At 53.2% G+C, this 26,528-nt stretch carries 25 protein-coding genes; 5 read left to right on the top strand and 20 right to left on the bottom strand.

Annotated elements, in window-relative coordinates:
- Window positions 1-8: 8 nt before the first annotated feature.
- From dtpA to blr, 11 genes are all read right to left on the bottom strand, one after another.
- Window positions 9-1,514: a dipeptide/tripeptide permease DtpA gene (gene dtpA / locus WB371_RS12870; RefSeq protein ID WP_336220455.1), complete on the bottom strand. Its 1,506-nt coding sequence runs from the start codon at window positions 1,512-1,514 to the stop codon at window positions 9-11.
- Window positions 1,515-2,120: 606 nt separating this feature from the next.
- A complete protein-coding gene (gene nth, locus WB371_RS12865) occupies window positions 2,121-2,756 on the bottom strand; it encodes an endonuclease III (RefSeq protein WP_336220454.1) in 636 nt (211 codons plus the stop codon).
- Window positions 2,753-3,451 carry an electron transport complex subunit E gene (locus WB371_RS12860; RefSeq protein WP_336220453.1) on the bottom strand — a complete coding sequence of 233 codons (699 nt, stop codon included), beginning with the start codon at window positions 3,449-3,451 and terminating at the stop codon, window positions 2,753-2,755. The genes nth and WB371_RS12860 overlap by 4 nt, the downstream gene beginning before the upstream one ends.
- Window positions 3,452-3,454: 3 nt before the next feature.
- Window positions 3,455-4,075 (bottom strand): electron transport complex subunit RsxG, encoded by a 621-nt coding sequence (gene rsxG / locus WB371_RS12855; RefSeq protein ID WP_336220452.1) that lies wholly within the window; start codon window positions 4,073-4,075, stop codon window positions 3,455-3,457.
- A gap of 3 nt (window positions 4,076-4,078) precedes the next feature.
- Entirely contained in the window at window positions 4,079-5,137 is a 1,059-nt protein-coding gene (rsxD, locus tag WB371_RS12850) for an electron transport complex subunit RsxD (RefSeq protein ID WP_336220451.1), read from the bottom strand.
- The gene (gene rsxC / locus WB371_RS12845; protein ID WP_336220450.1) at window positions 5,138-7,072 is read right to left on the bottom strand and encodes an electron transport complex subunit RsxC; all 1,935 of its coding nucleotides are present in this window, start codon (window positions 7,070-7,072) and stop codon (window positions 5,138-5,140) included.
- Window positions 7,065-7,643, bottom strand: coding sequence for an electron transport complex subunit RsxB (gene rsxB, locus WB371_RS12840; protein WP_336220449.1), 579 nt, complete (start codon window positions 7,641-7,643; stop codon window positions 7,065-7,067). Before rsxB ends, rsxC begins: the two co-directional genes overlap by 8 nt.
- A complete protein-coding gene (rsxA, locus tag WB371_RS12835) occupies window positions 7,643-8,224 on the bottom strand; it encodes an electron transport complex subunit RsxA (protein WP_336220448.1) in 582 nt (193 codons plus the stop codon). Before rsxA ends, rsxB begins: the two co-directional genes overlap by 1 nt.
- Before the next feature lie 76 nt (window positions 8,225-8,300).
- On the bottom strand, window positions 8,301-8,741 hold the full coding sequence (locus WB371_RS12830) for a DUF2569 domain-containing protein (protein ID WP_336220447.1): 441 nt from the start codon (window positions 8,739-8,741) through the stop codon (window positions 8,301-8,303).
- Window positions 8,742-8,819: 78 nt separating this feature from the next.
- A complete protein-coding gene (gene ydgT / locus WB371_RS12825; RefSeq protein ID WP_336220446.1) occupies window positions 8,820-9,035 on the bottom strand; it encodes a transcription modulator YdgT in 216 nt (71 codons plus the stop codon).
- Window positions 9,036-9,333: 298 nt separating this feature from the next.
- Window positions 9,334-9,459, bottom strand: a complete 126-nt coding sequence (blr, locus tag WB371_RS12820; protein WP_336220502.1) for a division septum protein Blr — start codon at window positions 9,457-9,459, stop codon at window positions 9,334-9,336.
- Between the two features lie 242 nt (window positions 9,460-9,701).
- Between blr and WB371_RS12815 the strand changes: the two genes are divergently transcribed.
- Entirely contained in the window at window positions 9,702-10,742 is a 1,041-nt protein-coding gene (locus tag WB371_RS12815) for an oxidoreductase (protein WP_336220445.1), read from the top strand.
- 40 nt (window positions 10,743-10,782) lie between these two features.
- On the opposite strand, the gene add is transcribed toward WB371_RS12815, so the two are convergent.
- The 3 genes from add to malX all read right to left on the bottom strand — a co-directional run bounded on the left by add (window position 10,783) and on the right by malX (window position 14,663).
- A complete protein-coding gene (add, locus tag WB371_RS12810; RefSeq protein ID WP_336220444.1) occupies window positions 10,783-11,784 on the bottom strand; it encodes an adenosine deaminase in 1,002 nt (333 codons plus the stop codon).
- A gap of 103 nt (window positions 11,785-11,887) precedes the next feature.
- Window positions 11,888-13,060, bottom strand: a complete 1,173-nt coding sequence (locus WB371_RS12805; protein WP_336220443.1) for a MalY/PatB family protein — start codon at window positions 13,058-13,060, stop codon at window positions 11,888-11,890.
- 10 nt (window positions 13,061-13,070) lie between these two features.
- Window positions 13,071-14,663: a PTS maltose transporter subunit IICB gene (gene malX / locus WB371_RS12800; RefSeq protein WP_336220442.1), complete on the bottom strand. Its 1,593-nt coding sequence runs from the start codon at window positions 14,661-14,663 to the stop codon at window positions 13,071-13,073.
- A gap of 176 nt (window positions 14,664-14,839) precedes the next feature.
- On the opposite strand from malX, the gene WB371_RS12795 reads away from it, so the two are divergent.
- Window positions 14,840-15,868, top strand: coding sequence for a Mal regulon transcriptional regulator MalI (locus WB371_RS12795; protein WP_336220441.1), 1,029 nt, complete (start codon window positions 14,840-14,842; stop codon window positions 15,866-15,868).
- 242 nt (window positions 15,869-16,110) lie between these two features.
- Here the strand turns inward: WB371_RS12795 and WB371_RS12790 are convergent, their stop codons facing one another.
- Together WB371_RS12790 and manA are read right to left on the bottom strand one after the other, a co-directional pair.
- Window positions 16,111-17,598 carry a YdgA family protein gene (locus tag WB371_RS12790; protein WP_336220440.1) on the bottom strand — a complete coding sequence of 496 codons (1,488 nt, stop codon included), beginning with the start codon at window positions 17,596-17,598 and terminating at the stop codon, window positions 16,111-16,113.
- Window positions 17,599-17,699: 101 nt separating this feature from the next.
- Entirely contained in the window at window positions 17,700-18,875 is a 1,176-nt protein-coding gene (gene manA / locus WB371_RS12785; RefSeq protein ID WP_336220439.1) for a mannose-6-phosphate isomerase, read from the bottom strand.
- A 215-nt stretch (window positions 18,876-19,090) separates the two neighbouring features.
- Here manA and fumB point away from each other — a divergent pair, with 215 nt between their 5' ends.
- Both fumB and fumC read left to right on the top strand, forming a co-directional pair.
- The gene (gene fumB / locus WB371_RS12780; protein WP_336220438.1) at window positions 19,091-20,737 is read left to right on the top strand and encodes a class I fumarate hydratase; all 1,647 of its coding nucleotides are present in this window, start codon (window positions 19,091-19,093) and stop codon (window positions 20,735-20,737) included.
- A gap of 140 nt (window positions 20,738-20,877) precedes the next feature.
- Window positions 20,878-22,281 (top strand): class II fumarate hydratase, encoded by a 1,404-nt coding sequence (fumC, locus tag WB371_RS12775; RefSeq protein WP_336220437.1) that lies wholly within the window; start codon window positions 20,878-20,880, stop codon window positions 22,279-22,281.
- Here the strand turns inward: fumC and tus are convergent.
- The 3 genes from tus to rstA form a co-directional block, all read right to left on the bottom strand.
- Entirely contained in the window at window positions 22,275-23,207 is a 933-nt protein-coding gene (tus, locus tag WB371_RS12770; RefSeq protein ID WP_336220436.1) for a DNA replication terminus site-binding protein, read from the bottom strand. The genes fumC and tus overlap by 7 nt on opposite strands.
- Before the next feature lie 74 nt (window positions 23,208-23,281).
- Window positions 23,282-24,583, bottom strand: a complete 1,302-nt coding sequence (rstB, locus tag WB371_RS12765; RefSeq protein WP_336220435.1) for a two-component system sensor histidine kinase RstB — start codon at window positions 24,581-24,583, stop codon at window positions 23,282-23,284.
- On the bottom strand, window positions 24,584-25,330 hold the full coding sequence (gene rstA, locus WB371_RS12760; protein WP_336220434.1) for a two-component system response regulator RstA: 747 nt from the start codon (window positions 25,328-25,330) through the stop codon (window positions 24,584-24,586). It abuts the gene before it with no gap.
- Between the two features lie 126 nt (window positions 25,331-25,456).
- Between rstA and WB371_RS12755 the strand changes: the two genes are divergently transcribed.
- Window positions 25,457-25,792 carry a GlpM family protein gene (locus WB371_RS12755; protein WP_336220433.1) on the top strand — a complete coding sequence of 112 codons (336 nt, stop codon included), beginning with the start codon at window positions 25,457-25,459 and terminating at the stop codon, window positions 25,790-25,792.
- Here the strand turns inward: WB371_RS12755 and folM are convergent.
- Complete coding sequence (gene folM / locus WB371_RS12750) at window positions 25,789-26,511, bottom strand: dihydromonapterin reductase (protein WP_336220432.1); 723 nt, start codon at window positions 26,509-26,511, stop codon at window positions 25,789-25,791. The two genes, WB371_RS12755 and folM, sit on opposite strands and share 4 nt — an antisense overlap.
- Between the last annotated feature and the right edge of the window lie 17 nt (window positions 26,512-26,528).

The following is a 26,528-nucleotide window of genomic DNA, read 5'->3' as shown; positions in this document are numbered from 1 at the left end:
CCGAAAATTTACGCGGTAGCGGTTTTGGATGCCTTCTCACGCGCGTCATCGTCCTGGGTCATGCGATTCAGCTTCGGCGCAGTCAGCAGCATCAGAACAGCGATAACTGCGGTAGCCACACCAATCTGCAGGAACACACGGCCGTAGACTTCCAGAGACATCAGCGGGTCGGTCACGTTTTCCGGAACCGCCATCATGCTGGCGACATAACCACCAATGATGTTCGCGCCGGCAGTGGTCAGGAACCAGCTACCCATGATGAAGCCCATCAGGCGCTGTGGCACCAGTTGCGCGACCATCGCCAGACCGAGACCAGAAATCATCAGCTCACCGATACTTTGCAGCCCGTAGCTCATGATCAGCCAGTTAACGGAGACGATGCCCGCGTCGGTGGCGAATTTCGCGCCCAGCGGCAGGATCAGGAACGCACCGGAGCACAGCACCATACCGATTGCGAACTTGGTCGGCATCGGCAGGGTATCGCCCATCTTGTTGTAGATAGCGGCGAGGATTGGACTACCGATAATAATCCAGAACGGGTTCAGCGCCTGATACTGCTCAGGTTCGAACGCGATACCCAGGATAGAGTGCTCAACGTTACGGATCGCGAAGAAGTTCAGAGAGGTCGGCATCTGGCTGTACAGAACGAAGAAGATGATGGCTTCCAGCATCAGAATAAAGGCGACAATCATTTTACGACGCGCAGCGCCCTGCATTGCGAAGGCTTCTTTACCGAAGATAAACACGATACCCAGAGCGATAACACCCAGAACCATACGGGCGATCTGCTGGTTATGCAGCAGCCAGGTCGCGATAGCGATCAGGGCAACAACACCAATGATGGTCAGCAGCAGGTTGCGGAAGTTGATCGGCTCGAAGTCAGGTTTTGAACCGTAATTCTTAACCCAACGCTGGCAGAAGGCAAAGTTCAGCAAGGTAATCAGCATACCGACGACGCTCAGCGCGAACGCGGTGCTCCAGCCGTAACGCGCGGCCAGCCATGGCGTTGCCAGCATAGAGAAGAATGAACCGATGTTGATGGACATGTAGTACATCGTAAATGCACCATCAAGACGCGGGTCATCTTTTTCATAGCAGGTGGAAAGCAGAGAGGACGGGTTAGCTTTGAACAGACCGTTACCAACGGCGATGGCGGCCATCCCCATATAAACGATACCGGCATCATGCCCGGACCATGCCACCAGGGCATAACCGATAGCCAATACTATTGCACCGAGCATAATGACGCGCTTGGTACCCAGAACTTTATCTCCTAACCAACCCCCAATAGCGACCAGACCGTAAACCAGGGCGCTAAAGGAAGAGAAAAGAGTGATGGAGTCCGCTTCGGACATACCCAGTTGTTTCACCAGGTAGACGGCCATGATCCCTTGCAGGCCGTAATAACCAAAACGTTCCCAGAGCTCGATAGAGAAGATGAGATAGAACGCTTTCGGTTGTTTGAACGCGTTGAGACTCACGCCTTCAGTTGGTTTCTTGTTTGCAGTAGACACTTTTACCTCTTTTTTTACATCCCATATTAACGGGGGTGTTCTGTCACGTGAGGTCACCTGGACAGCCGTGAGATTGTTATAGTGGGAGGGGAAACGGCAGGTAATGTTCACTATCTTGCACGTTCAGACAAGTCTTTTGTAATAATCTGTTACATATATCTCGCATGGTGAATTCCTCCTGATTCGGAAATGTTATCCAGCGTTAAATTTTCATAATCAGAAAATGGCAGTTTTTTACGCTGTGTGATAGCGCTGATTTGGGGTATCAGGCAATATCTTCTGCTATTTGAGGTAAAAGGCAGTGATATAGGCCATTATCTGAAAAATAGCCAGTGTAATGTTTTGTGTATAAAAGTTGTCCCCGGGTCATTTGAATGTGGTTTTAACCTGAAAAGGTTAAATAATTAACATTGCGTTACCAGGTTGATCTGCTTCACATTTGGATAGAATTTTTTGGTATTAAAAAAATGATTACCCTGATTAAGTGTTTAAACCCAGGCATATTTCGTTGCATAAACGAATTGAAGCAGAATCATTGATGGTCAAAATGACAGTGTGGAGAGGATAACTAAATGTTATGGTGGGGGCGGCCTCACCCCCGGAAGTTCAGATATCGACCTTATCTTTGAATTCACACAGATCTTCTATGAGACAGGAACCACAGCGCGGTTTGCGGGCAATGCAGGTGTAACGGCCATGGAGGATCAGCCAGTGATGACAGTCGACCTTAAACGCGGCCGGGACGACCTTCAGTAATTTCTCTTCCACCTGTTCAACGTTTTTACCCGGCGCAAACTGGGTGCGATTACAAACGCGAAAAATATGCGTGTCTACGGCGATGGTCGGCCAGCCGAAGGCGGTGTTCAACACGACATTAGCAGTTTTACGTCCCACACCCGGGAGGGCTTCCAGCGCCGCGCGATCCTCAGGGACTTCGCCATGATGCTGTTCAAGCAGGATTCGACAGGTTTTAATGACGTTTTCTGCTTTGCTGTTAAACAGGCCGATGGTTTTGATGTAGGATTTAACGCCTTCAACGCCGAGCTCAAGCATGGCGGCTGGCGTATTGGCGACCGGATAAAGCTTTGCCGTCGCCTTATTGACGCTGACGTCCGTTGCCTGTGCTGACAGCAGAACAGCGATCAGTAACTCGAACGGGGAACTGAAGTTGAGTTCCGTTGTTGGATGGGGATTGTTATCCCGTAATCGCGTTAATATTTCCAGCCGTTTTGCTTGATTCATGACACATTCCCTGGTTCACCGGAGGGCAACTCCGTCGTTACCGCCGCGCTGGCGCGACGTTTTTTCATTTTCTCATCAATAAGATATTTTACGGCCAGCATCAAGCCGAGGCCAATAAATGCGCCAGGGGGTAACATCGCCAGCAGGAAAGGGGAGTCGGTATGGAAAATTTCCACCCGCAGCACTTTCGCCCAACTGCCGAGCAGTCCATCAGCACCATCAAACAGCGTACCGTTACCGATAATTTCGCGCAGTGAACCCAGCACGAACATCGCTGCCGTCGCCCCCATTCCAATGGAGAAACCGTCCAGTGCGGAAAGCGCAGGCCCATTTTTGGCTGCGAAGGCTTCAGCACGACCCACAACGATACAGTTAGTTACGATCAGTGGAATAAAAATTCCCAGAGACTGATACAGGCCGAAGGCATAAGCGTTAATCAGCATCTGCACCACGCTTACCACCGACGCGATAATCATCACATAAACAGGGATGCGAATTTCAGCCGGTGTCCAGCGACGCAATGTGGAAACCGCGAGGTTAGTCAGGGTCAATACCAGGGTGGTGGCAAGACCCAGACCCAGCGCATTGGTTGCAGTGGAGGTTACCGCCAGCAGAGGGCATAGACCAAGTAATTGCACCAGCGCTGAGTTGTTTTTCCACAATCCCTGAACGATAACCTCTTTAATTTCGCTCATGATTTATTCTCCACAGGCAGGAAGTTGAGGCAGTTGTGCGGGCAGCGTCCGGGCATAAATCCCCGCTCGCTTGACGGCATTGACCACTGCGCGTGGCGTAATGGTGGCCCCGGTAAACTGGTCAAAATCACCGCCATCTTTTTTCACTGCCCAGTGGCTGTCATTGACACCCTGAATTTGTTTCCCGCTGAAGCTGGTTATCCAGTCAGACAGCCTCAGTTCAATTTTATCGCCCAGCCCCGGTGTCTCATGATGTTCCGTTACCCGAGTACCTAAAACGGTGCCATTAAAATCAGCTCCGACCAGCAACCGGATTGCGCCGGAATAGCCATCCGGCGCCGTAGCTTCAAGTACTGCTGCCACCGGTTGACCATCCTGCTCGGCTATATAAACACGATGTTGGCCTTTACCCAGCTCAGGGGCGTTCACAATAAAACAGTTGTCCTGCAAACGGTTGTTATAGCGATCGGCAGGGAGCACCTGATCAAACAGCGCTTTTTGCTGAATCGCGGCCTGTTCGTTAATCGTCGTTTTTGTCATCAGGTTAATGGCAGCGGTCAGTCCGGTTGAGCCGGCAGCGAACAGCGCCAGGGTGATGCCATGTTTACGAATCGTTTTCAGCATGGTTTATCCTTTGCGATGTCCGTAAACGCGAGGGCGCGTGTAATAGTCGATCAGGGGAACGGTAATATTGGCCAGCAATACGGCAAAAGCCACGCCATCCGGATAACCGCCGAAACTGCGTATTAACCACACCAGTAATCCTGCAAGCGCACCGAACAGCAGACGGCCACGATTGGTGGTCGACGCCGTCACCGGATCGGTCAGAATAAAGAACGCACCGAGCATCGTTGCGCCGGAAAGCAAATGAATCTGTGGTGAGGCAAGCGAATCGGGGGCAAACAGCCAACCCAGTGTTGCACAAATCGTTAATGAAAGCAGGAAGCTTGCCGGGATATGCCAACGAATGGCTTTTTGCCACAGCAAAAAAACACCGCCCGCAAGCCAGGCCAGATTGACCCACTGCCAGCCCGCTCCCGCAAACATACCGTGGAAAATGGGGTATTGCAGAATTTGCTCCACCGTATGTCCGGCATGAAGCGATGTTTTAAAGGTATCCAGCGGTGTCGCCTGACTGATACCGTCAATCCCCATGCGAAGCGTCGTCATATCGCCGCCGCTGGCGGTATGCCCGGTAAAAATGATTTGCAGCGCATCCACCAGACCTGGCGTTGTCGCAGCGATATCCTGCGGCGGCAGCCAGCTTGTCATCTGCACCGGGAAAGAGATAAGCAGGACCACGTAGCCAATCATCGCCGGGTTAAACGGATTTTGCCCCAGACCGCCATACAGTTGTTTAGCAACGATCACCGCGAAAACCGTACCGAGAATACCCATCCACCACGGCGCGAGAGGCGGGATACTGACCGCCAGTAACAAACCTGTCAGCAGTGCGGAGTTATCTTTTAATACTGCGACAACCGGCTGCTTGCGCAGTCTGAGTACGGCAGCTTCAGCCAACAGCGCACTTGCCGAGGCGAGGACAATCTGGAACAGGGTTCCCCAACCGAAAAACCACAGCTGGGCGGCAATTCCCGGCACTGCGGCAAGTAAAACCAGCAGCATAATGCGCGAAGTTTGGCGCTGATTGTGTGTATAGGGGGAGCTTGCGATTCTGAATACCATTTATTCCTCGTTTACAACCTGCTGCAGTGCGGCTTTTTTAGCCTTTGCCCGGGCGATAGCGGCTTCAACCGCGGCTTTGCGCGAGTCAACCGGTTCAACTGGCGCGGTGGATTCAGCGCTGGCCTGTTGTGCAAGCTTGCGTGCTTTTGCCCGCGCAATCGCTGCTTCAACTGCGGCTTTACGCGAGTCAACCGGATCAACTGGCGCAGTGGGTTCAGCGCTGGCCTGCTGTTCCTGTTTGCGTGCTTTCGCCCGCGCAATCGCCGCCTCGACCGCGGCTTTACGCGGATCGGTATCCGTCACGACGGTATTTTCTGCTTGTTTTGCCCGAACCTGCACCTTACGCGCTTCGCGAGCGGCGATGGCGGCGCTGTTATCGGGTTTTTCACCCGCTTTAATCATCACCGGTTGTGTCGCCTGCGCCTGTTTTTCTTTCACGCGGGCCAGGGCTGCGGCAATCGCATCGTGATCTTTCGCCGCTGGCTGCACCGCGGCTTTCTTATGACGTTCCAGTCGCGCGGCTTTTTCACGTTCAAGACGAGCCTGACGCGCCTCAAAGCGCGCTTTGGCGTCTGCGGCGCGTTTCTCTTCCTGGGCAATGGCGTAAAGCTCGGCCTTTTCCTGGCGGAAATATTGTACTAACGGAATATTGCTGGGGCAGACCCACGCGCAGGCACCGCATTCAATGCAATCGGCAATGTTATGCGCCGTGGCTTTGTCATGCTGCTGACCTTTACTGAACCAGTAAAGCTGCTGGGGGAGAAGATCGGCAGGGCAGGCATCAGCGCAGGCGCTACAGCGAATACAGCCTTTCTCCTCCTGCGGCTCGCCCATCTCGGTTGCCGAAGGCGCCAACAGGCAGTTGGTGATTTTCACCACCGGGACGTCAAGCCACGGGAGCGTGAAACCCATCAACGGACCGCCCATGATCACCATTTGTTCGGCAGAAGGGCAGAAACCCGCATCATTGAGCAAATGGCTGACCGGTGTTCCAAGCCTGGCCCAGACGTTACCGGGACGGCTGATTGCTTCGCCGGTCAGCGTCACCACGCGTTCGGTAATCGGTTCGCCATCGATAATTGCGCGCTTAACTGCATACGCCGTACCGACGTTTTGCATCAGCACGCCGATATCGGATGAACGTCCACCGTGCGGAACCTGCTTACCGGTCAGAATTTGCGTGAGCTGTTTAGCGCCGCCCGACGGATATTTTGTCGGGATTACGCGTAATGCGATGTCATGCGCATCGGCCAGCACCGCGCGGAGCATCGAGATCGCCTGCGGTTTATTGTCTTCAATCCCGATCAGGATTTCACGCGGCTGCAGGATATGCGCCAGAATGCGAATCCCCTCGACGACCTGTGCCGCGCAATCCTGCATCAGGCGATCATCGGCGGTAATATAAGGTTCACATTCAGCGGCGTTGATGATCAGCGTTTCAATTTTATCGCCGCCCCCCTGCAACTTCACACCAGTCGGAAAACCCGCGCCGCCAAGACCAGCAACACCGTACTGATGAATACGGGAAATTAATTCTTCACGAGAGTGAGCGCGGTAATCGGACCATCCTTCACGTTCAATCCAGCGATCTTCGCCATCGGCATCGATAATTACGCTCAGTTCAGCGAGCGCGGAAGGATGGGCAGTAGAATGGGGGGCAATTGCTACCACTGTACCGGAGGTGGGGGCGTGAACCGGAAGCATTTTCCCACGACCACGGGTGAGCGGTTGTCCGCGCAGCACGTGTTGACCCACGGCCACGCACAGTTCGCCTTCAGCGCCAATATGCTGCCTGAGCGGAATAACAAAACGCTGCGCGAGAGGAACCTGACGCAGCGGTGTTCCGTTTGACCGGGTTTTCATTTCTGGCGGATGGATGCCGCCGTTGAAATCCCAGATCTTATTTTTTCTGAAAGCAGAGAATAACTTAAGCATGTTGTTCCACGGGGATAATGCGAACGGGGATGGAGTTCAAATCCCACTTCCAGTTGTCAGGGGTTTCGGCGACCGGACGCAGTTCAATGCATTGCGTTGGGCACGGATCAACGCAGAGGTTACATCCCGTACACAGATCGCTCATTACCGTATGCATAGCACGGGTTGCGCCGACGATAGCGTCAACCGGACAGGCCTGAATACACTTGGTGCAGCCAATGCAATTCGCTTCATCAATCACCGCCAGCATCCGAACAGGGGTAATGTCTTGTTCATCGCCATCAATTGGCTGCGGCTCCACGTTCAGCAATTCCGCAATTTTTAGCATTACCGCTTCGCCGCCTGGCGCACAGCGGTTAATTTTTTCTCCCTGACTGCCAATCGCTTCTGCATAAGGCCGACAGCCAGGATAACCACATTGCCCACACTGGCTTTGCGGTAAAATTTCATCGATTTTTTCAACGACAGGATCATCTTCAACCGCGTAACGGCGGGAGGCATAACCCAGAATGGCGCCGAACACCAGACCCAGCAGGCTCACGGCGGCAACGGCAATCCAGATAGCATTCATTACAACTTCACCAAACCACTAAAGCCCATAAAGGCGAGAGACATTAACCCGGCGGTAATCAGCGCAATCGCGTTACCGCGAAACGGAGCCGGAACATCCGCGACGGCAAGACGCTCACGAATTGCCGCAAAGAGCACCATCACCAGTGAGAAACCCACGGCGGCGGAAAAACCATACAAAGCCGATTGCAGGAAGTTGTGACCCAGATTGATGTTCAGCAGCGCCACACCCAAAACCGCACAGTTGGTGGTAATCAACGGCAGGAAGATCCCCAGCAGGCGATAGAGCGCTGGACTGGTTTTGCGCACCACCATCTCAGTAAATTGCACCACGACCGCGATCACCAGAATAAACGCCAGCGTGCGCAGGTAGATGAGATCGAGCGGGATCAGGATCCAGGTGTCAATCAGCCAGGCGCAGACAGAGGCCAGCGTCATCACAAAGGTGGTTGCAAGCCCCATTCCCATTGCGGTTTCCAGTTTTTTGGAAACACCCATAAAGGGGCAAAGGCCCAGAAACTTAACCAGTACAAAGTTATTGACCAGTACAGTTCCGACAAACAGCAGCAGGTAATCAGTCATTTTTCGGCCTGAAATAAAAAAGCCGCCTATTATCTGACAATCCACAGCAGGCGACAACAGGTTAACTGTAAGGTTATTACGGATTCAAAAACGTGGATTTCACCCGCGTTGAACGCTTGAAATAGGGCACTAACAGGGCCGCAGCCAGCAACGGGAACAACAACTGGCGCACCGCTAATGCGTCGGGTACGGGTGAAAACGCGAACGCTTTTATCGCCAGTAAAACGGAGATCAGCAGCCAGATAATATAGTGTTTCGGAACGCAACGTCTGCGCTTAAAGAAGGCGATTGTCAGCCACAGGGTGTAATACCACATTGCTATAGCGGTCAGAAAGGAAACGCCCCACAGCATCAGGTTACCGGTTGTTTGTTCCGCCAGCATGGTAAACGTTTGAGGAGAGGCGAGTGCCGTGGCGTACAGAAACAGGGCCAGTGAGGCACTCAGCAATGCGACTAAAAGCCAGGCCAATGGGCCCAGTAACCAGCCTCCAATGCGCTGTACCGGTGTTGTGGTCATAAAATCTCCGCAATTGCCAGACGTACCGTTCTTTTTGGGGCGATTATTATAAAGCTTTTGCTGGCGAGCGCTACTCTCTTATTGCACGTAACGCCATACTGATTTGGGGACCTGGCCGACATCGAACAGGCGACCGCCCGAAACCAGCTCAGCACGACGGTGATCGGCAGCGCGGTACATATTTATAATGTCTTGTTCGTCGGTAAGGGTGTAGTGCAAATGATCAAACAATTTTTCCAGACTTTCGAGCGAACTAATTTTGCGGAATTTTAATAAATAATCCTGAACGGTCATAAACAGGTATCCCAATTATATAAAAATAAAGCCTACGAACGGTGAACTTAAAAATAAACAACTGCTACTTAACTAATGAAGACGGAATGCGAATGCAAAAACAGTGTGACTTAAGCGGTATTTAACGCACAAAGCGAGATGACATCGAAGGTTACCGCGCTTCTCAACAACTGGCAATAAGCGCCAGCGCAGTAAGTGTTACAAATACCCTTTTGCGTTAACTTTTCAGTTTTTTCCGCCATTTGTATCAGGAAAAGGGATATACCAGACGGCCTGGGCCGCCTGGCTTACGCTTACGTTATTTCTGCTGAACGACGGCAGTCTGCTCGGGAGGCTGATAATTATCGATATGGCTGGCTACTCCCAGTAGCACCATAGAGACAGCAAGAACAACCCAACCCGTTAATTCAATAATACGATCGATAACTGACGACATTTGCTTTGATTTATCCTTAAACACAGGACGTTGATGTTACTTATCAATATTTATCGCGGCAAGTGGTTCGGGAACGATTTCAACGACTTTATGACGTCAAAGTTTCCGAAAATGACACTTGTTTGACTTAAGTTAAAAAAACGGTCTTTCTGCCACAGAACTTATTAAACTATTGTGAGTGCGACAAGGATGGTGTGAAATAGTTACAGACTGAAACGAGAGGCAAATTTATGAGTGACAACATCCGTGTAGGATTGATTGGCTACGGATACGCCAGTAAAACGTTCCATGCGCCCTTAATTGACGGTACGCCGGGACTGGAACTGGCGGCTATTTCCAGTAGTGATGCAGCAAAAGTCAAAGCGGACTGGCCTTCCGTCGCCGTTGTCTCTGAGCCCGGACACCTGTTCAACGATCCAGATATTGATCTCATCGTCATTCCCACGCCTAACGATACGCACTTTCCGCTGGCAAAAGCTGCGCTGGAAGCAGGTAAACATGTCGTGGTGGATAAACCGTTCACCGTGACACTGTCACAAGCACGTGAGCTGGATGCGCTGGCCAGAAGCCTGGGGCGGGTGCTGTCAGTCTTCCATAATCGTCGCTGGGACAGTGATTTTCTGACCCTGAAAACAATGCTGGCAGAAGGTGTGCTGGGCGAAGTGGTTTACTTTGAATCGCATTTCGATCGCTTCCGTCCGCAGGTCCGCGACCGCTGGCGCGAGCAAGGCGGCCCGGGCAGTGGTATCTGGTACGATCTCGCGCCGCATCTTTTGGATCAGGCAATCAATCTGTTTGGTTTGCCGGTCAGCATGACGGTGGATTTGGCCCAGTTACGCCCGGGTGCTCAGTCAACCGATTATTTTCACGCCACGCTCTCCTATCCGCAGCGGCGGGTCATTTTGCACGGTACGATGCTGGCGGCGGCAGAATCCGCGCGCTATATCGTGCATGGAACGCGTGGTAGCTATGTTAAGTTCGGCCTTGACCCACAGGAAGAACGTCTGAAAAACGGCGAGCGGCTGCCGCAGGAAGACTGGGGATATGACATGCGTGACGGAGTTGTGACTCGCGTCGATGGTGAAACGCAGGTGGAAGAGACCTGGTTGACCGTTCCGGGGAATTACCCGGCCTATTACGCCGGGATCCGTGATGCGCTCAATGGCAACGGTGAAAACCCGGTTCCGGCAAGTCAGGCCATTCAGATTATGGAATTGATTGAGTTAGGCATCGAGTCAGCGAAGCATCGTTCAACGCTCTGTCTTGCCTGACAGATAAAATGCCCGGTGAGTCTTACCGGGCAACTTTCCGTTACGCAGCCGCGACTTTCTCGCGTAGCGCCTGTTTTTCCGCCGTACTCAGAAAAGCCATTTCCAGTCCGTTTATCTGCGCCTGGCGAATCTGTTCACGACTCAATCCCGCTGCCGGTGCGGCTACGGTATATTCGTGAATGATATCCACCCCCTGGACTGCCGGGTCATCAGTGTTCAGACTGGCTAAAACGCCATGTTCCAGGAAGGTTTTCAGCGGATGTACCGACAGGGATGCCACGGTGCTGGTCTGAATATTCGAGGTCAGGCAGGACTCAATGCCAATGCGCTGTTCCGCCAGAAAATCCATCAGCGCCGGATCGTCAACCGCTTTGACGCCGTGTCCAATGCGTTCAGCGCCGAGTTCCCGAATTGCCTGCCAGATGCTTTCCGGACCCGCCGCTTCACCTGCGTGAACGGTGATGTGCCAGCCCGCGTCACGGGCGCGGTTGAAGTGCGAGAGGAACAGGCTACCGGGAAAACCCAGTTCATCACCGGCCAGATCGAGTGCGGTTATCCGATCGCGGTGGGTCAGCAGCGCGTCCAGCTCCTGCAGGCAGGCGGCTTCACCGAATGTGCGACTCATAATGCCAATCAGACGCGCCTGTACTCCAAACGCTTTGCAGCCTTCATTAACGCCCGCGATAACCGCTTCAACAACGCCTGCCACCGGCAGTTGATGACTCATTGCCATATAACCGGGGGAAAAGCGCAGCTCAACATAGTGCAGACCATTGCGCGCGGCGTCTTCAATGTTTTCAAAAGCGACGCGACGACAGGCGTCAAGCGAGGCTAATACCTTTACGCCCCAGTCCAGTTTTGACAGAAAACTGACGAGGTCCGGTTCATTGGCGGTGACCTGTACGTGCGGAATGAGTGTTTCAAGGGTTTGCGCCGGGAGCGTTAAATTAAACTGGCGGCCAAGATCCAGAATGGTTTGAGCCCGGATGTTGCCATCGAGGTGGCGATGAATATCAGTTAACGGCAGGGAAGTATCAATCATGGTCGCACTCATTTTCTATTATAAAAGTGCGCGCCATTATAAAAATAAACGCAGGCGAAAAGCTATGTTGCGCAATGAAAAAAATCCATTGCGCAACCGATCGTCATCGTACTGAACGAATGGCGTTAATTAATCCAGTCACGCCTTTTTCCAGCTTTGAACGGGGGCAGCCGGCATTCAGTCGCACAAAACCGCGGCCTTCATCGCCATAGGTATATCCGGGCATAATGGCGATTTTTTCCTGCTGAATCAGCGCCTTTTGTAATGCGGCGTCATCAATGTTCAGGGCGCGAAGATCCAGCCACGCCAGATAGGTTGACTGAGGAATCTGCCAGTTGAGTTCCGGGAAAGCGCTGTTCAGCGTCTCTGCGATATAGCGCAGATTATTTCTCAAATATTCCCGCAACGCATCCAGCCACGGCGCGCCCTGTTCATAAGCTGCGATATGTGCCGTCAGAGCCAGTACGGCTGGTGACGACAGGCCATCCCGACCTTTCAGCGCATTGAGATAGGTATTGCGGCTATCGGCATCTTCAATCAGGCCATAGGCTCCTGTCAGTGCAGGGATATTGAAGCTCTTTGATCCAGAGGTGAATAGCGCCCAACAGCCGCGCGCCACATTGCTCCACGGAATATGCGGTCGATCGCTCCAGACCATATCCATGTGAATCTCGTCGGAAATCACTCTTACGCCGTGGCGATGACACAGCTCCGCCATTATTTCCAGCTCCGCGCGAGTCCAGACTTTACCCGTTGGGTTTTGCGGACTGCACAGCAGCAGGATTTTACTGTCCGGTCGCGCCAGGGCCGCTTCCAGCCTGGTCATGTCGCAATACCAGTCGCCATCCTGTTTTTCTAACGCGACAGGAACCACATGACGCTCGTTGCCTTCAATGGCTTTGTAAAACGCATCGTAGGCTGGCGTATGAACAACCACGCCGTCTCCGGCGGACGACCACTGGCGAATAAGCTGTGAAACCATGTAGATAACAGAAGGGCCATATACCAGTGACTGCTTGTCAATAACGCTATTATGGCGCGTCGCGAACCAGTGTGCGATGGCGCCAGTGAACTCGTCATTCTTCCAGCGACTGTAACCCAGCACGCCATGTGCGAGGCGCTGGTTCAGCGCCTCCAGGATGCACGGAGCCGTCGCGAAATCCATATCAGAGATGGTAAATGGTAGCAGGTCGGCAGCGCCAAAACGGTCGGCAACGTAATCCCACTGCGTACACCATGTACCGTGCCGGTCTACAACCCTCGAAAAATCGTACATATGCGTGCCCTTATGCCTGAACGGTGTTCATAAGACCGGCCATTTCATCTTTTACGGACTGAACTTGCGGGCCAATTACCACTTGCAGGTTATGTTGGTTCAACTGAACGACGCCAATTGCGCGATTATCTTTCAGCGCCTGCACATTAACCAGTGACATATCTTTCACTGACAGACGCAGACGCGTAATGCAGTTATCCAGACTCACGATGTTATCTGCTCCGCCTAATGCCGCCAGGATTGCAGGCACATTATACCCGGACTTACCCGGCGCGCTGGCAACCGCAGTTTCTGGCGTGCTGGCAATCTCACTGTCGCGACCCGGTGTTTTAAGATTAAAGCGGGTGATGGCGAAGCGGAAAATTGCGTAATACACCACGAACCAGACGGCCGCCACAACCGGCACCAGATACCATTTCGTGGACAGGCCATGCAGAATGCCGAACACCACAAAGTCGATGATATTTCCGTCGGTATTACCGATAGTTACGCCCAGCACAGACATTGCGGTAAAGCCCAGGCCTGTCAGCAGCGCATGAATCACATACAGGACCGGTGCGACAAACAGGAACAGGAATTCCAGCGGTTCAGTCGTCCCGCCAACCACACAGGCGATCAGACCGGAAATCAGCAGCCCTTTAATTTTAGGGCGATTTTCAGGACGTGCACAGTGGTACATCGCTAACGCCGCACCCGGCAAGCCGCCCAGGAACGCGGGCATTTTACCCTGAGACAGGAAGCGTGTGGCGCTTTCAGAGAAGCCTTGCGTGGTCGGGCAGCTCAGTTGCGCCTGGAAAATCGTCAATGCGCCGCTGACTGTATGACCACACACTTCTTGCGTGCCGCCCGCGTCGGTGAAGCGAATCAGCGCCACCAGAATATGATGCAGACCAAAGGGTAACAGCAGACGTTCACCAGTACCAAACAGCATAGGACCAAAAACACCGGCACTGTTGATCATATGACCCAGGCCACTGATGCCCATCGCGAAAACAGGCCATACCAGAGGGATCACCAACCCAACCAGCCCCATCACGACAGAAGAGACGATGGGGACGAAGCGGGTACCGCCGAAGAAGGCCAGCGCATCCGGCAGACGGATGTTATGGAAGCGTTCATGCAGCATCCAGACTATGATACCGGCGATCACTGCGCCGAGAATACCGGTGTCAATGGACTGAATACCCAGGATATTCTGGATATTGTTCGCTTTCAGAATCGCGGCGTCGGTCGTGGGCAGAATGCCTTTCGCCGTCAGCCAGAAGTTCACCGCGAGGTTCATCACCGTGTAACCGACAAATCCGGCAAACGCCGCCACGCCTTTGTTTTCACGCGCCAGCCCCAGAGGGATTGCGATACAAAACATCACAGGCAGGAAGCTAAAGGCGAAGGAGCCGACTTTGCTCATCCAGGTGAAGATGGCCTGCAGTACCGGATTACCTAATGCCGGCAGCAGGGTAATCACATCGTGGCTACTTAATGAGCTGCCAATCCCCAGCATAATCCCGCAAAACGACAGCAGGGCAACGGGCAACATGAACGTTTTACCCAACTGCTGAAAAAATTCCCATAATGTAATTTTTGGTGTGGTTTTCGCCGTCATTTAACGACTCCTTGTGAAAATCCATCGGTCATGAGTAAATTTGAGCAAGAAGATAAAACGTTTTACCTCATTTTAGTGCGGCAGAAATCACATTATCGAACGGTGATAGCGCGTATAACTAAAAGTAATTGATAAAACGTTTTATCGATCACGTTATCAGGGAGTTTGCCGTTTTTATGGCTATAGCCAAAAAAATCACTATTCACGATGTTGCACTCGCAGCCGGGGTTTCCGTCAGCACCGTTTCACTGGTGCTCAGTGGCAAGGGACGTATTTCAACGGCCACCGGCGAGCGGGTGAATGCAGCGATAGAACAACTGGGCTTTGTACGTAATCGCCAGGCCTCCGCGTTACGCGGTGGACAAAGCGGGGTTATTGGACTGATTGTTCGCGATCTCTCGGCACAGTTTTATGCCGAGTTGACGGCAGGATTGACGGAGGCACTGGAAGCGCAGGGGCGAATGGTGTTTTTGCTGCATGGCGGCAACGACAGTGACGTTCTGGCACAGCGCTTTACGCTGCTGCTCAATCAGGGGGTCGATGGCGTGGTGATCGCGGGGGCGGCAGGCAGCAGCGATACGCTGCGGGTTATGGCAGAAGAGAAGGGGATCCCGGTCGTTTTTGCCTCGCGCGCCAGTTACCTTGATGATGTGGATACCGTGCGCCCCGATAATATGCAGGCGGCGCAATTGCTGACAGAACATCTGATCCGCCACGGTCATCAGCGTATCGCATGGCTGGGAGGGCAAAGTTCGTCTTTAACACGCGCTGAACGCGTGGGCGGCTATTGCGCAACGTTGCTGAAGTATGGTTTACCGTTTCACAGTGACTGGGTGCTGGAATGCGCCTCCAGTCAAAAACAGGCGGCGGAAGCCATTACCGCTTTGCTGCGCCATAATCCCACCATCAGCGCGGTGGTGTGCTACAACGAAACGATCGCAATGGGGGCGTGGTTTGGCCTCATGCGGGCGGGGCGACAAAGTGGTGAGATGGGCGTCGATCGCTACTTTGAGCAACAGGTGTCGTTAGGGGCTTTTGCGGATGTGGCTGAAAACGCGCTGGATGATTTGCCGATTATCTGGGCGACAACGCCAGCGAGAGAAATGGGGTATACCCTGGCGGAGCGGATCCTGCAGCGTGTTGCAAACGAAGAGAGCCATTCCCGGACACAAACCTTATCCGCACGGCTTGTGGTGCAAAAATAACCTCTTCCACAGAGAAGGGGCAGATTGTTTATGAAGGTCTTGCCGGATGGCGGCTGAGGCCTTATCCGGCCTACAATGAGAAAGTTACGTTATTTGTAGGCCCGATAAGCATGCGCCATCGGGCATTTCGCGCTTTGCCGGATGGCGGCTGAGGCCTTATCCGGCCTACAATAAGATAGTTACGTTATTTGTAGGCCCGATAAGCTTGCGCCATCGGGCATTTCACTGCTTGTCAGTCGTCATTACTCCTGCGGTACTGGCAACGCCATGCCGAACATACCGACAAATTCATCCAGCGGCATTTTCTTACCGTTGAGCGTCACTTGTCCGTTGGCATATTGCAGACTGGTGCCAATAGTGTTGTTTTCCAGCGTCGTGATACGGAACATTTGCCCCATCGCCGCCAGACCATTCACCTGTTGTTTCGCCAGTTTTTCAGCTTCATCCTGTTGATAGCCTTCCAGTTTTGCCACCTGAGTCATGAATTCAATGGCCATATCCACCGGAATCGACAGTTTGCCGTCAACAGATTTGACGGTCCGGTCAACTTCTTCTGCCAGCGTCTGCGGCTCGCCCTGGGCGGCTGAGGGATCTTTGAGGAACAACGACAAATTGAGCGCCGTTTCGCCTTTGGCGTTTTTCCAGCTCAGCGGTGCCACGGTGATCACGGGCTCACCTTTCATCAGCAGCGGCAGGGCGCTGAAGAATGCTTCGGTGACTTTTTGCTGATACAGTTCCGGGTTACTCGCTATATCGGGTTGTAACAACAGTGCCTGAGTCTGCTCGTCGTACTGCTGGCTAAACTGATGCCACGCCGCGCCGTCAATCTGGCCGATTTTCAGTGTCAGTTTGCCGCTACCCAAATCCTGATTCTGCACCTTCAGGCTTTTCAGCACATAGTCCAGTTGGCTGTTGATGGTTTTGCCGTCGTTGACGAGATCGGTTTTCCCGTTGATCTCCATACCCTCCAGCAGCGCTAACTCTTTGCCTTCAACAGAAATTGAGACTTTTTCAAGCGACAATTTTTGATCGCCGACGCGCTCGCCGAAGCTGGCAAGCGTGCTTGAACCTTCGGTTTTCAGGTTGTTGAAAGAAAGCTGCACTTTCTGATTGTACTCATTCACCGCGTCAACCAGACCACTCTGGGCTTCACCGGAAAGGGAAACCACCTTGCCTTCTTTATCCGCGTTGAAGATGAATTCGCCGCCGCTGAATGCCACTTTCTCAGCATCTTTTTCGTAATTCAGTGGTTTTAACGACATCACTGAACGGGTGTCACCGCTGTAGCCAATACGCGAATTGATTTCAAAAGGCGTTTCGCCCTTCGCGATATCAAACAGCGGTTTGCTGACATCATTGTTTACCAGGGTGGTTTTCACCGAAGCCATGGACGGGATCAGGTTAAAGGTTTTCAACTGAGCGAACGGGAAGGGGCCGTGATCAACGGATTCGTTAAACACCACGCTCTGGCCCGCTTTCAGCCAGGGATTCTCTTTACCCGCCACTGGCTTAAGCACCAACTGTAGCTGGCTACTGAATACACCACGCTGATAGGTTTGGTAAGCCAACTCCACGTTCGCTTCCGGTGCGGTTCGTTTAATCTGTTCATTGGCCTGGTTGACCATCTCAGAAAGATGCGTTTCCAGCTTCTTACCCGTGTACCATGCACCGCCTGTCCAGACGACGCCGAGTGCAACGATCACTCCTGCAGCTACCAGCGATTTTTTCATATTGTTTATCCATAAAATGAAACCAGGCGGTAGGTACCGCCTGGCAAAGTCATAAGCCGTTTATTAGCTTAGCAAGAGTGGTTACAAAATTCAGTAAGTTGCTAGAGTTTGTTGTAAACCCGCGCTAAACGCCCCGCGCCGCTGGCTGCGACAGGCGACTCTGCGGCGCTGATAAACGCCGATTCTCCAGGCTTCAACACCAGACGTTGCTCGCCTTTACTCAGTACCGCTTCGCCTTCCACGCAGAACAGAATGGCCGCGCTTTGCTGGTCAATCTCAGTTTCCTGCGCGGACAGATCATGAAGTGAGAAGGCGAAATCATCGACCGGGATAGGGAAATCGAGCTCCGCGCCGTTTTTCACTGGCGTCGTCAGTAGCTGGTTTGCCGGTTTGGCTTCAAACTTCACGTTCGCGACCAGTTCCGGAATATCGATGTACTTCGGCGTCAGGCCCGCGCGCAGCACGTTATCGGAGTTCGCCATCACCTCCAGCGCCACCCCTTGCAGGTAGGCATGCGGCGTTTCGGCGAACAGGAACATCGCCTCACCTGGATTCAGCTTCACCACGTTCAATAACAACGGTGAGAAGAGGCCGCTGTCATCCGGGTAAAATTCGGCAATCAGACGGATGGTCTGCCAGGGTTCGCCGTGCTGGGTGTTCAGCGCTGCTTTGAGAATGGCCAGGGCTCGTGATTTTTCCTCCCCTTGCATATTCAGCAGTCCGGCAAATAACTGGCTGAGGCGTTCGGCATTAGGCTGCTCAAGGAAGTGTGCGATAGCGGTGTGTGCGCCTGCGACCGGCTGCAGGAGCGATACAATCTCAGAGAACTCACGAAACGCGTTCATGGCGAGGAACGGCGTCAGCGCAAATACCAGCTCCGGCTTGTGATTCGGATCTTTGTAATTGCGCTCTGCGGCATCCATCGGGATCCCGGCGGCATTCTCTTTGGCAAAACCGATTTCAGAGTTGCGTTTGTTCGGATGCACCTGAATGGACAACGGCTGTGCGGCACACAGAACCTTAAACAGGAAAGGTAACTCCTCAAAGCGTTGAGCTACGGCATCGCCAAGCAATGCGGATTTATCGCTTTCAATCACTTCACGCAGCGAGACGGCACGACCGCTGGCGTCTTCAACCTTTGAGCTGCTTTTAGGGTGCGCGCCCATCCACAGTTCTGCCATCGGTAACTGTTGCGGGTTTGCTATGCCGTAGAGTTCTGTCAGCGCGGTCTTACTTCCCCAGGCGTAGTTCTGCACCGAGTTGATGAGTTTTTGCATTTCAATGCCCTGTTTCAATTTGGAATAGAGAAGAACGTCATTCGGTTATTAAACCAAGAAACCTAATGGATGTAACCTGTGGGCGCAAAAAGTCGTACTTGTCTCAGTTTTTGTTAAAAATTTGTGTAGGATAGTGTAACTCGCTTTTAAAGAGGGCAAAGGAACACCTGCCCTGAAGCCCAAGATAATCAGACCGAGCAGTAAGTGAGAGAACAATGTCAAACAAACCCTTTCATTATCAGGATCCTTTTCCCCTCAAAAAGGATGATACCGAATACTACCTGCTGACCAGTGAACACGTTTCCGTGGCGGAATTTGAGGGGCAAGAAATCCTCAAAGTTGACCCGGAAGCCTTAACGTTGCTCGCTCGTCAGGCTTTCCATGACGCCTCGTTTATGCTGCGCCCCGCACACCAGCAGCAGGTTGCGGATATTCTGCGTGACCCGGAAGCCAGCGAAAACGACAAGTACGTGGCGTTGCAGTTCCTGCGTAACTCTGACATCGCGGCGAAAGGCATTCTGCCGACCTGTCAGGATACCGGCACGGCCATTATCGTTGGTAAAAAAGGTCAGCGCGTCTGGACCGGTGGCGGCGATGAAGCGGCGTTGGCGCGTGGCGTGTACAACACCTACATCGAGGACAACCTGCGTTATTCGCAGAATGCCGCGCTGGATATGTATAAAGAGGTCAATACGGGGACAAACCTGCCTGCGCAAATTGACCTCTATACGGTCGATGGCGACGAGTACAAATTCCTCTGCATCGCCAAAGGCGGTGGCTCTGCAAACAAAACGTATCTTTATCAGGAAACCAAAGCGCTGCTGACCCCCGGTAAGCTGAAAAACTATCTGGTTGAGAAGATGCGCACGCTGGGGACAGCGGCCTGCCCGCCGTACCACATCGCTTTCGTTATCGGTGGAACGTCAGCGGAAGCGAACCTGAAAACCGTGAAGCTGGCGTCAGCCAAATACTATGACGAACTGCCGACGGAAGGGAACGAACACGGCCAGGCGTTCCGTGATGTGGAGCTGGAAAAAGCGCTGCTGGTGGAAGCGCAAAACCTCGGATTAGGCGCTCAGTTTGGCGGGAAATATTTCGCCCACGATATTCGCGTCATCCGTTTGCCGCGTCATGGCGCTTCCTGTCCGGTCGGGATGGGGGTCTCCTGTTCGGCGGATCGCAATATCAAAGCGAAAATTAACCGTAAAGGGATCTGGATCGAGAAGCTGGAGCACAACCCCGGGAAATATATCCCCGAAGAACTGCGCAAAGCGGGTGAAGGTGAGGCGGTTCGTGTTGACCTGAATCGCCCCATGAAAGAGATCCTTTTGCAGCTGTCGCAATATCCGGTTTCGACCCGACTCTCGCTTAACGGCACCATCATCGTGGGGCGTGATATTGCCCACGCGAAACTTAAAGAGCGGATGGATAATGGCGAAGGGCTGCCGCAGTATGTGAAAGATCATCCGATCTACTACGCAGGTCCGGCGAAAACACCGGAAGGTTATGCCTCCGGCTCGCTCGGTCCGACTACCGCCGGACGCATGGACTCCTATGTCGATCAGCTTCAGTCGCAGGGCGGAAGCATGATCATGCTGGCAAAAGGTAACCGCAGTCAGCAGGTGACCGACGCGTGCCATAAACACGGCGGGTTCTACCTTGGCAGCATCGGCGGCCCGGCAGCCGTACTGGCGCAGGGCAGCATCAAGAGTCTGGAGTGCGTGGAGTATCCGGAACTGGGAATGGAAGCCATCTGGAAAATTGAAGTGGAAGATTTCCCGGCCTTTATCCTCGTTGACGATAAAGGAAACGACTTCTTCCAGCAGATTCAGACGTCGCAGTGCGCACGCTGCGTTAAGTAACGTCAGCCGCCCTTCGGGGCGGTTTTTTTTCGCACAAACCACCAAACGGGTGTGCTGTGATCGTTGATACTGATAAGACCGCGATCAAGTGGGCAATGTCGACACATAACCTAATCAATTCATTATGTAAGGAGCAGGTCATGGCAACGGTACGCAGCGAGAAAGATTCGATGGGCGCGATTGATGTCCCGGCAGAGAAGCTGTGGGGCGCGCAAACCCAACGTTCGCTTGAGCATTTCCGCATTTCTACGGAGAAAATGCCCGTCTTGCTGATCCACGCGCTGGCGCTCACCAAGCGTGCAGCGGCAAAGGTTAACGACGATTTAGGACTGCTGAGCTCAGAAAAAGCGGCTGCGATTATACAGGCTGCAGATGAGGTGTTAGCAGGTAAACATCCCGATGAGTTTCCACTGTCTATCTGGCAAACGGGCTCAGGGACGCAAAGCAACATGAACATGAATGAGGTGCTGGCGAACCGGGCAAGCGAGCTGCTGGGCGGCGTGCGCGGCATGGAGCGCAAAATTCATCCCAATGATGACGTCAATAAAAGCCAGAGCTCAAATGACGTCTTTCCGACGGCAATGCACGTCGCTGCACTGCTGGCGCTGCATCAACACCTCATTGTGCAACTGAAAGCCTTAACAAAGACGCTTAACGAAAAATCCCTGGCGTTTGCGGGTATCGTCAAAATTGGTCGTACACACCTCCAGGACGCGACACCGCTGACGCTGGGGCAGGAGATTTCCGGCTGGGTGGCGATGTTGGAGCACAACCTGCGGCACATTGAACACAGCCTGCCGCATGTGGCTGAACTGGCGCTGGGCGGTACGGCTGTGGGGACCGGGCTGAATACACATCCGGAATACGCACGCCGGGTGGCAGAGGAGCTGGCGGCGATCACCCATGCGCCTTTTGTGACAGCGCCCAACAAGTTTGAAGCGCTGGCGACCTGTGATGCGCTGGTGCATGCCCATGGGGCGCTAAAAGGCCTGGCGGCATCGCTGATGAAAATCGCCAATGATGTGCGCTGGCTGGCGTCGGGGCCGCGCTGCGGTATCGGTGAAATCGCCATTCCGGAGAACGAGCCGGGTAGTTCGATCATGCCAGGGAAAGTCAATCCGACGCAGTGCGAGGCGCTCACGATGTTATGCTGCCAGGTCATGGGAAACGATGTGGCGGTCAATATGGGCGGCGCGTCGGGTAATTTCGAACTAAACGTCTATCGCCCGATGGTTATTCACAATTTCCTGCAATCGGTTCGCCTGCTGGCGGATGGCATGGAAAGCTTCAACGAACACTGTGCGGTGGGGATTGAACCGAACCGGGCGCGGATTAACCAGTTGCTGAATGAATCGCTGATGCTGGTCACCGCCCTGAATACCCATATTGGTTACGACAAGGCGGCGGAAATTGCCAAAAAAGCGCATAAAGACGGGCTAACGCTGAAAGCCGCCGCGCTGTCGCTCGGCTATCTCAGTGAAGCGGAATTTGATAGCTGGGTGCGGCCAGAATTAATGGTCGGCAGCATGAAACTAAATCAGTAATCAGCCACATACAGGTGCAGTCGCTCAATGATCGGTCGCAGCGGCTGCGCCTGTGGTTTAAAACGGTGTTGAACGTTCGTCGCATCGTAATTCATCAGTTCCCCGATATCCGGAATGCCTGCGCCGTTCTGTGCATTGATTAACGCAATCAGTGGAGACGGGCAGGCATGCTGAACCTGTTTTTGCTCGCCTTTGTACCAGACGCGGGCGATGGGCTGGACCTTCACCGGACGTTTAATTTTGAGTTTCGCCTGTTGTGGCAAGGCGGCGATATCCTGATATTCACGTTCCAGTTTTGCCTGCCACTCTTCACGTGTCCAGGGATGAACGCTGCGCGGGGTATTAAGGCTCTTTTCCAGTTGTGCCAGAACGTCATCGCGCTTCAGATTCTTAATGATATGTTTGTTGGCCCATCCAAAACGCAACGTGGCCGGGTCGTTAATAACGGTTAATGTGCGGTAGGCATTCAGGGTGATCAACCCTGGCAGGTGGCGATGTACCCACTCAAAGCGCGCCGCGGAGGGTAAACCAGATTCCTTTGTCACAATATGTTCAAAGGTCGTTTTCAGTTGGTTTATCTGTTGCACCTGATGTTCCAGAGAACGCTGGCTGTCGTTATCAACCTGATAGCACACTACGCCAGGCAGACGAACCGCCGCTTTACTGCTGCGCGTCTCCGACTGCTGCTGGATAAACAGATGACGATAATGTGTCAGTGCCAGCGTCTGCGCTTCTTTACCCAGATGCTGTTTCACTGCGATACACTCCAGCGGCGAATGTTCGGCCTCTTTGGTCACTTCAGGCAGTGAAAAAACGCGGGCAACCATGAGCTGATGCTGGCTGAGTTCTTCCGTCAGGGTCGCTAGCGCCTGTTCCATTTGGCGGAAGGTCGTGTTCAGTCGATCGACGATATCGTAGCGGGCCATTGCGCACTCTCATTAGTTACAACATACTAACTGTATAACACGGTTTTTCACCTGTGACTACCGTGCGGTCAGTGTCAGGCAGAGGGAAATTCGGGAAGCGTGTGCCAGACAAGCCAGGAAAAGCGAAAACGGGCACCGCCCAACTCGCTTTCATCGCAGGCCACTGTGCCACCCATGGCCTGGGCGATGGAGTGAACAATCGCCAGGCCCAGACCGCAACCTCCGGTTGCACGATCGCGACTCGGATCGAGTCGGACAAAAGGCTCAAAAACCGACTCTCTGGCCTCTGGCGCAATACCTGGGCCGTCGTCTTCAACGATCAGTGTGGCGTGATTCCCGTTAAGTAAAAGCTGTATCTGCACGGTAGACCGGCAATATCGCAGCGCGTTGTTCAACAAATTATCCAGCACGCGTTCCATCAGGCGCATATCCAGCGCGCCATAATCGCCGCTGACAAGCTGCGAGATGTGCAACTTCCGCTCAGGATTGACGCTTTGCACATCATCAATGTGGGCAGTAAGCCAGGCGGGCAGGTCAGGTTCGCTGAGGTGCAGTTCATTCTGCGGTCTGTCGAGGCGCGCATAGGTAAGCAGTTCTTCAATTAACGCTCCGAGCTGACTGATATCACGATTGAGCGCCAGAGATTCTTGCTCACTAAGATTTTCACTCATTTCCAGCCGATAGCGAAGGCGCACCAGCGGGGTGCGTAATTCGTGGGCAATCCCGTCAATCAACTGCTTTTTACTGGCGATCAGCGCATTGATGTTATCCGCCATCTGGTTAAACGCTACGCCAAGCCGTTCAAAACTGGAGCCGCTGTCAAAATGCAGGCGTTCGCTTAAGTGACCCTTCCCAAATCGCTGTGCGGCGGATTCCAGGCGCAACATATCCTGCCAGTGCGGGCGCATCCAGATAAACACCGGAAAGGCGAGTGAAATGGCGATAAAGGCTATCAGCGCGATATCCAGCAGGCGCATCTGATGGAGAAAATAGAGATAAGGCACCGGCCCAACGGCTAACACATAGTGGCTGCGCGGGATGCGCTGAATGAAGGTGTACTGATCGTCGAGCGCAATGATGTCACCTTCACGCAGGCGCTGCATGCTTTGCGCATCCAGCCTGAACTGGGACAGCGGCTCCACGCGAAGATCAAACGAGAGGTTTAAATCCATTTCTTTGAGCGTTTTGCTCCAGTCGCGCGGTGGGATTTCGCGTAATTCGCTACGCATCAGATACAGCGAGCTTTTCATCAAATCATCGAGCGACTGGCGACCCGCCCGTTCTGCGGTGAATTTATACACCAGGCCGACCAGCAGGGTCATCACCAGAAAGCAGACAAAAAGCAGGAGATAAAACTGCACGAACAGTTTTTTCATTCAAATCCCCGATGGATGTGATGTGCTTTCGTCCCAGGCGTGTGGGGCAAACAGGTAACCTTTATTACGCACAGTCTTAATACGATAGGGCTCGGTGGCGTTATCCAGCAGCTTTTTACGCAGGCGAGAAATGGCGACGTCCACGCTGCGATCCATGCCGTCGTAGCTCACGCCACGAAGGTTTTTCAGCAACGCATCGCGGTCCATGATTTGCCCGGCATGGGTGGCGAGTTCCCATAACAGCTCAAAGTCGGCAGTAGATAGCGCAATTTGTTCGCCGCTAAGTTGCACCGCACGATTAACCGGGTCAATGGTCAGGGAGCCAAAACGCAGGGCTTTGTGCGGCGTCGCTGCCGCGCTTTGAATGCCTTTTGTCTGGCCTGACTGCTCGTTCTGGCGTAGATGCAGGCGAAGACGCGCCAGCAGGACGGCGGGGGGCGTGGTTTTCAGAATATAGTCACAGGCGCCCATTTCCAGCGCCAGAATATGGTTCATGTCACTGTCGAGGGAGGTGAGCAGAACAATAGGGCCTTGCCATTGTCCTTGCAGATCGCGACAAAGCGTCATGCCGTCTTTGCCTGGCAGCATAATATCCAGCAGCACCAGATCCGGCTGAACCTCGAGAATTCTCGCCTCTGCCAGATCGCCTCGCGGTTCGACCACCACATCAAGATCATGCTTTGCCAGATAAGCCGCAATGAGCGCGCCCACTTCCGGGTCGTCTTCAACAAATACAATCGTGTTCATTATCTTTCTGCCGATCAGAAAACGCCAACATACACCGCCACGGCTTTTGCTTCCATTAATCTTTCCTAAACGTAACCGCTTCCGCTATGCTAACCGTCGATGTTATTGATGTGTAAAGGCAAGGTAATGGGTCTTGTGATTAAAGCCGCCCTGGGTGCGCTGGTAGTGGTGCTGATTGGTTTACTGGCAAAAACGAAAAATTACTATATTGCAGGGCTGATCCCGTTGTTTCCGACCTTTGCGTTAATTGCCCACTACATAGTGGCCAGTGAGCGCGGCATTGAGGCGCTAAGAACGACCATTGTGTTTAGCATGTGGTCGATCATTCCCTATTTTGTCTATCTCGTGTCGCTGTGGTATTTCACCGGCTTTCTGAAGCTACCGGTGGCGCTCGGCGGGGCGGTTCTCTGCTGGTGTCTGAGCGCCTGGCTGTTGATTTTCTGCTGGGTGAGATTGCACTAACGCAGATGGCGGCCGCCGTCCACGGCTAAACTGCGACCGGTCACAAAGCAACTGGTCAGAAGGTAATCAATCAGGTCGATCACTTCTTTCTCGCCAGGGGCGGTTTTCATCAGCGACTTGTTGAGTGCCTGTTGGCGATATTGCGCATCGTCACCGTCATTAAACAAAATGAGCGAAGGGGCGATAGCGTTCACTTTGACCTCTGGGGCCAGTTTGCGGGCGAACGAACGGGTCATGTTGTCCAGTGCAGCCTTGCTGGCGGCGTAGGCGATATGTTTGTCGCTGCCTTTCTCTACGACATAATCGGTAAAGTGAATAATATCACTGGCGGCATGACCGCGACCACGCAGCATCCCTTCAAGCGCATGATTGAGCAGGTAGGGCGTATTGACGTGAATTTGCATCATGCACGCCAGTACGTCAGAAAGCGGTGTTCCGGGTTTTTCCGCCATCCACGCACTGGCGTTATGGATGATGGCGCGCAGGCCTGTCGCGTTCTCTTTAACCTTGTCGGCAAAGGCCAGAACGCCTTCATTGGTGGAAAAATCCGCCTGGATGCACAGCGCGCCGGCATTAGTAAGCCCGTCAATAGCGGGATAATGTGTCCGGTAACTGACGATCACCGGCTGTTTCTGGTTCAGAAAGTGCCAGGCGATCGCAAGACCAATGCGGCGACCGCCACCGGTAATCAGCACTGGCTGAGGAAGTTGCTTACCCATCGAAAACTCCTTATACG

The sequence above is a fragment of the Citrobacter amalonaticus genome, from assembly GCF_037053465.1.
GTDB lineage: Bacteria > Pseudomonadota > Gammaproteobacteria > Enterobacterales > Enterobacteriaceae > Citrobacter_A > Citrobacter_A amalonaticus_H.
The sequence above is the reverse complement of the archived record's forward strand: the minus strand, read 5'-3'. Positions and strand labels throughout refer to the sequence as shown.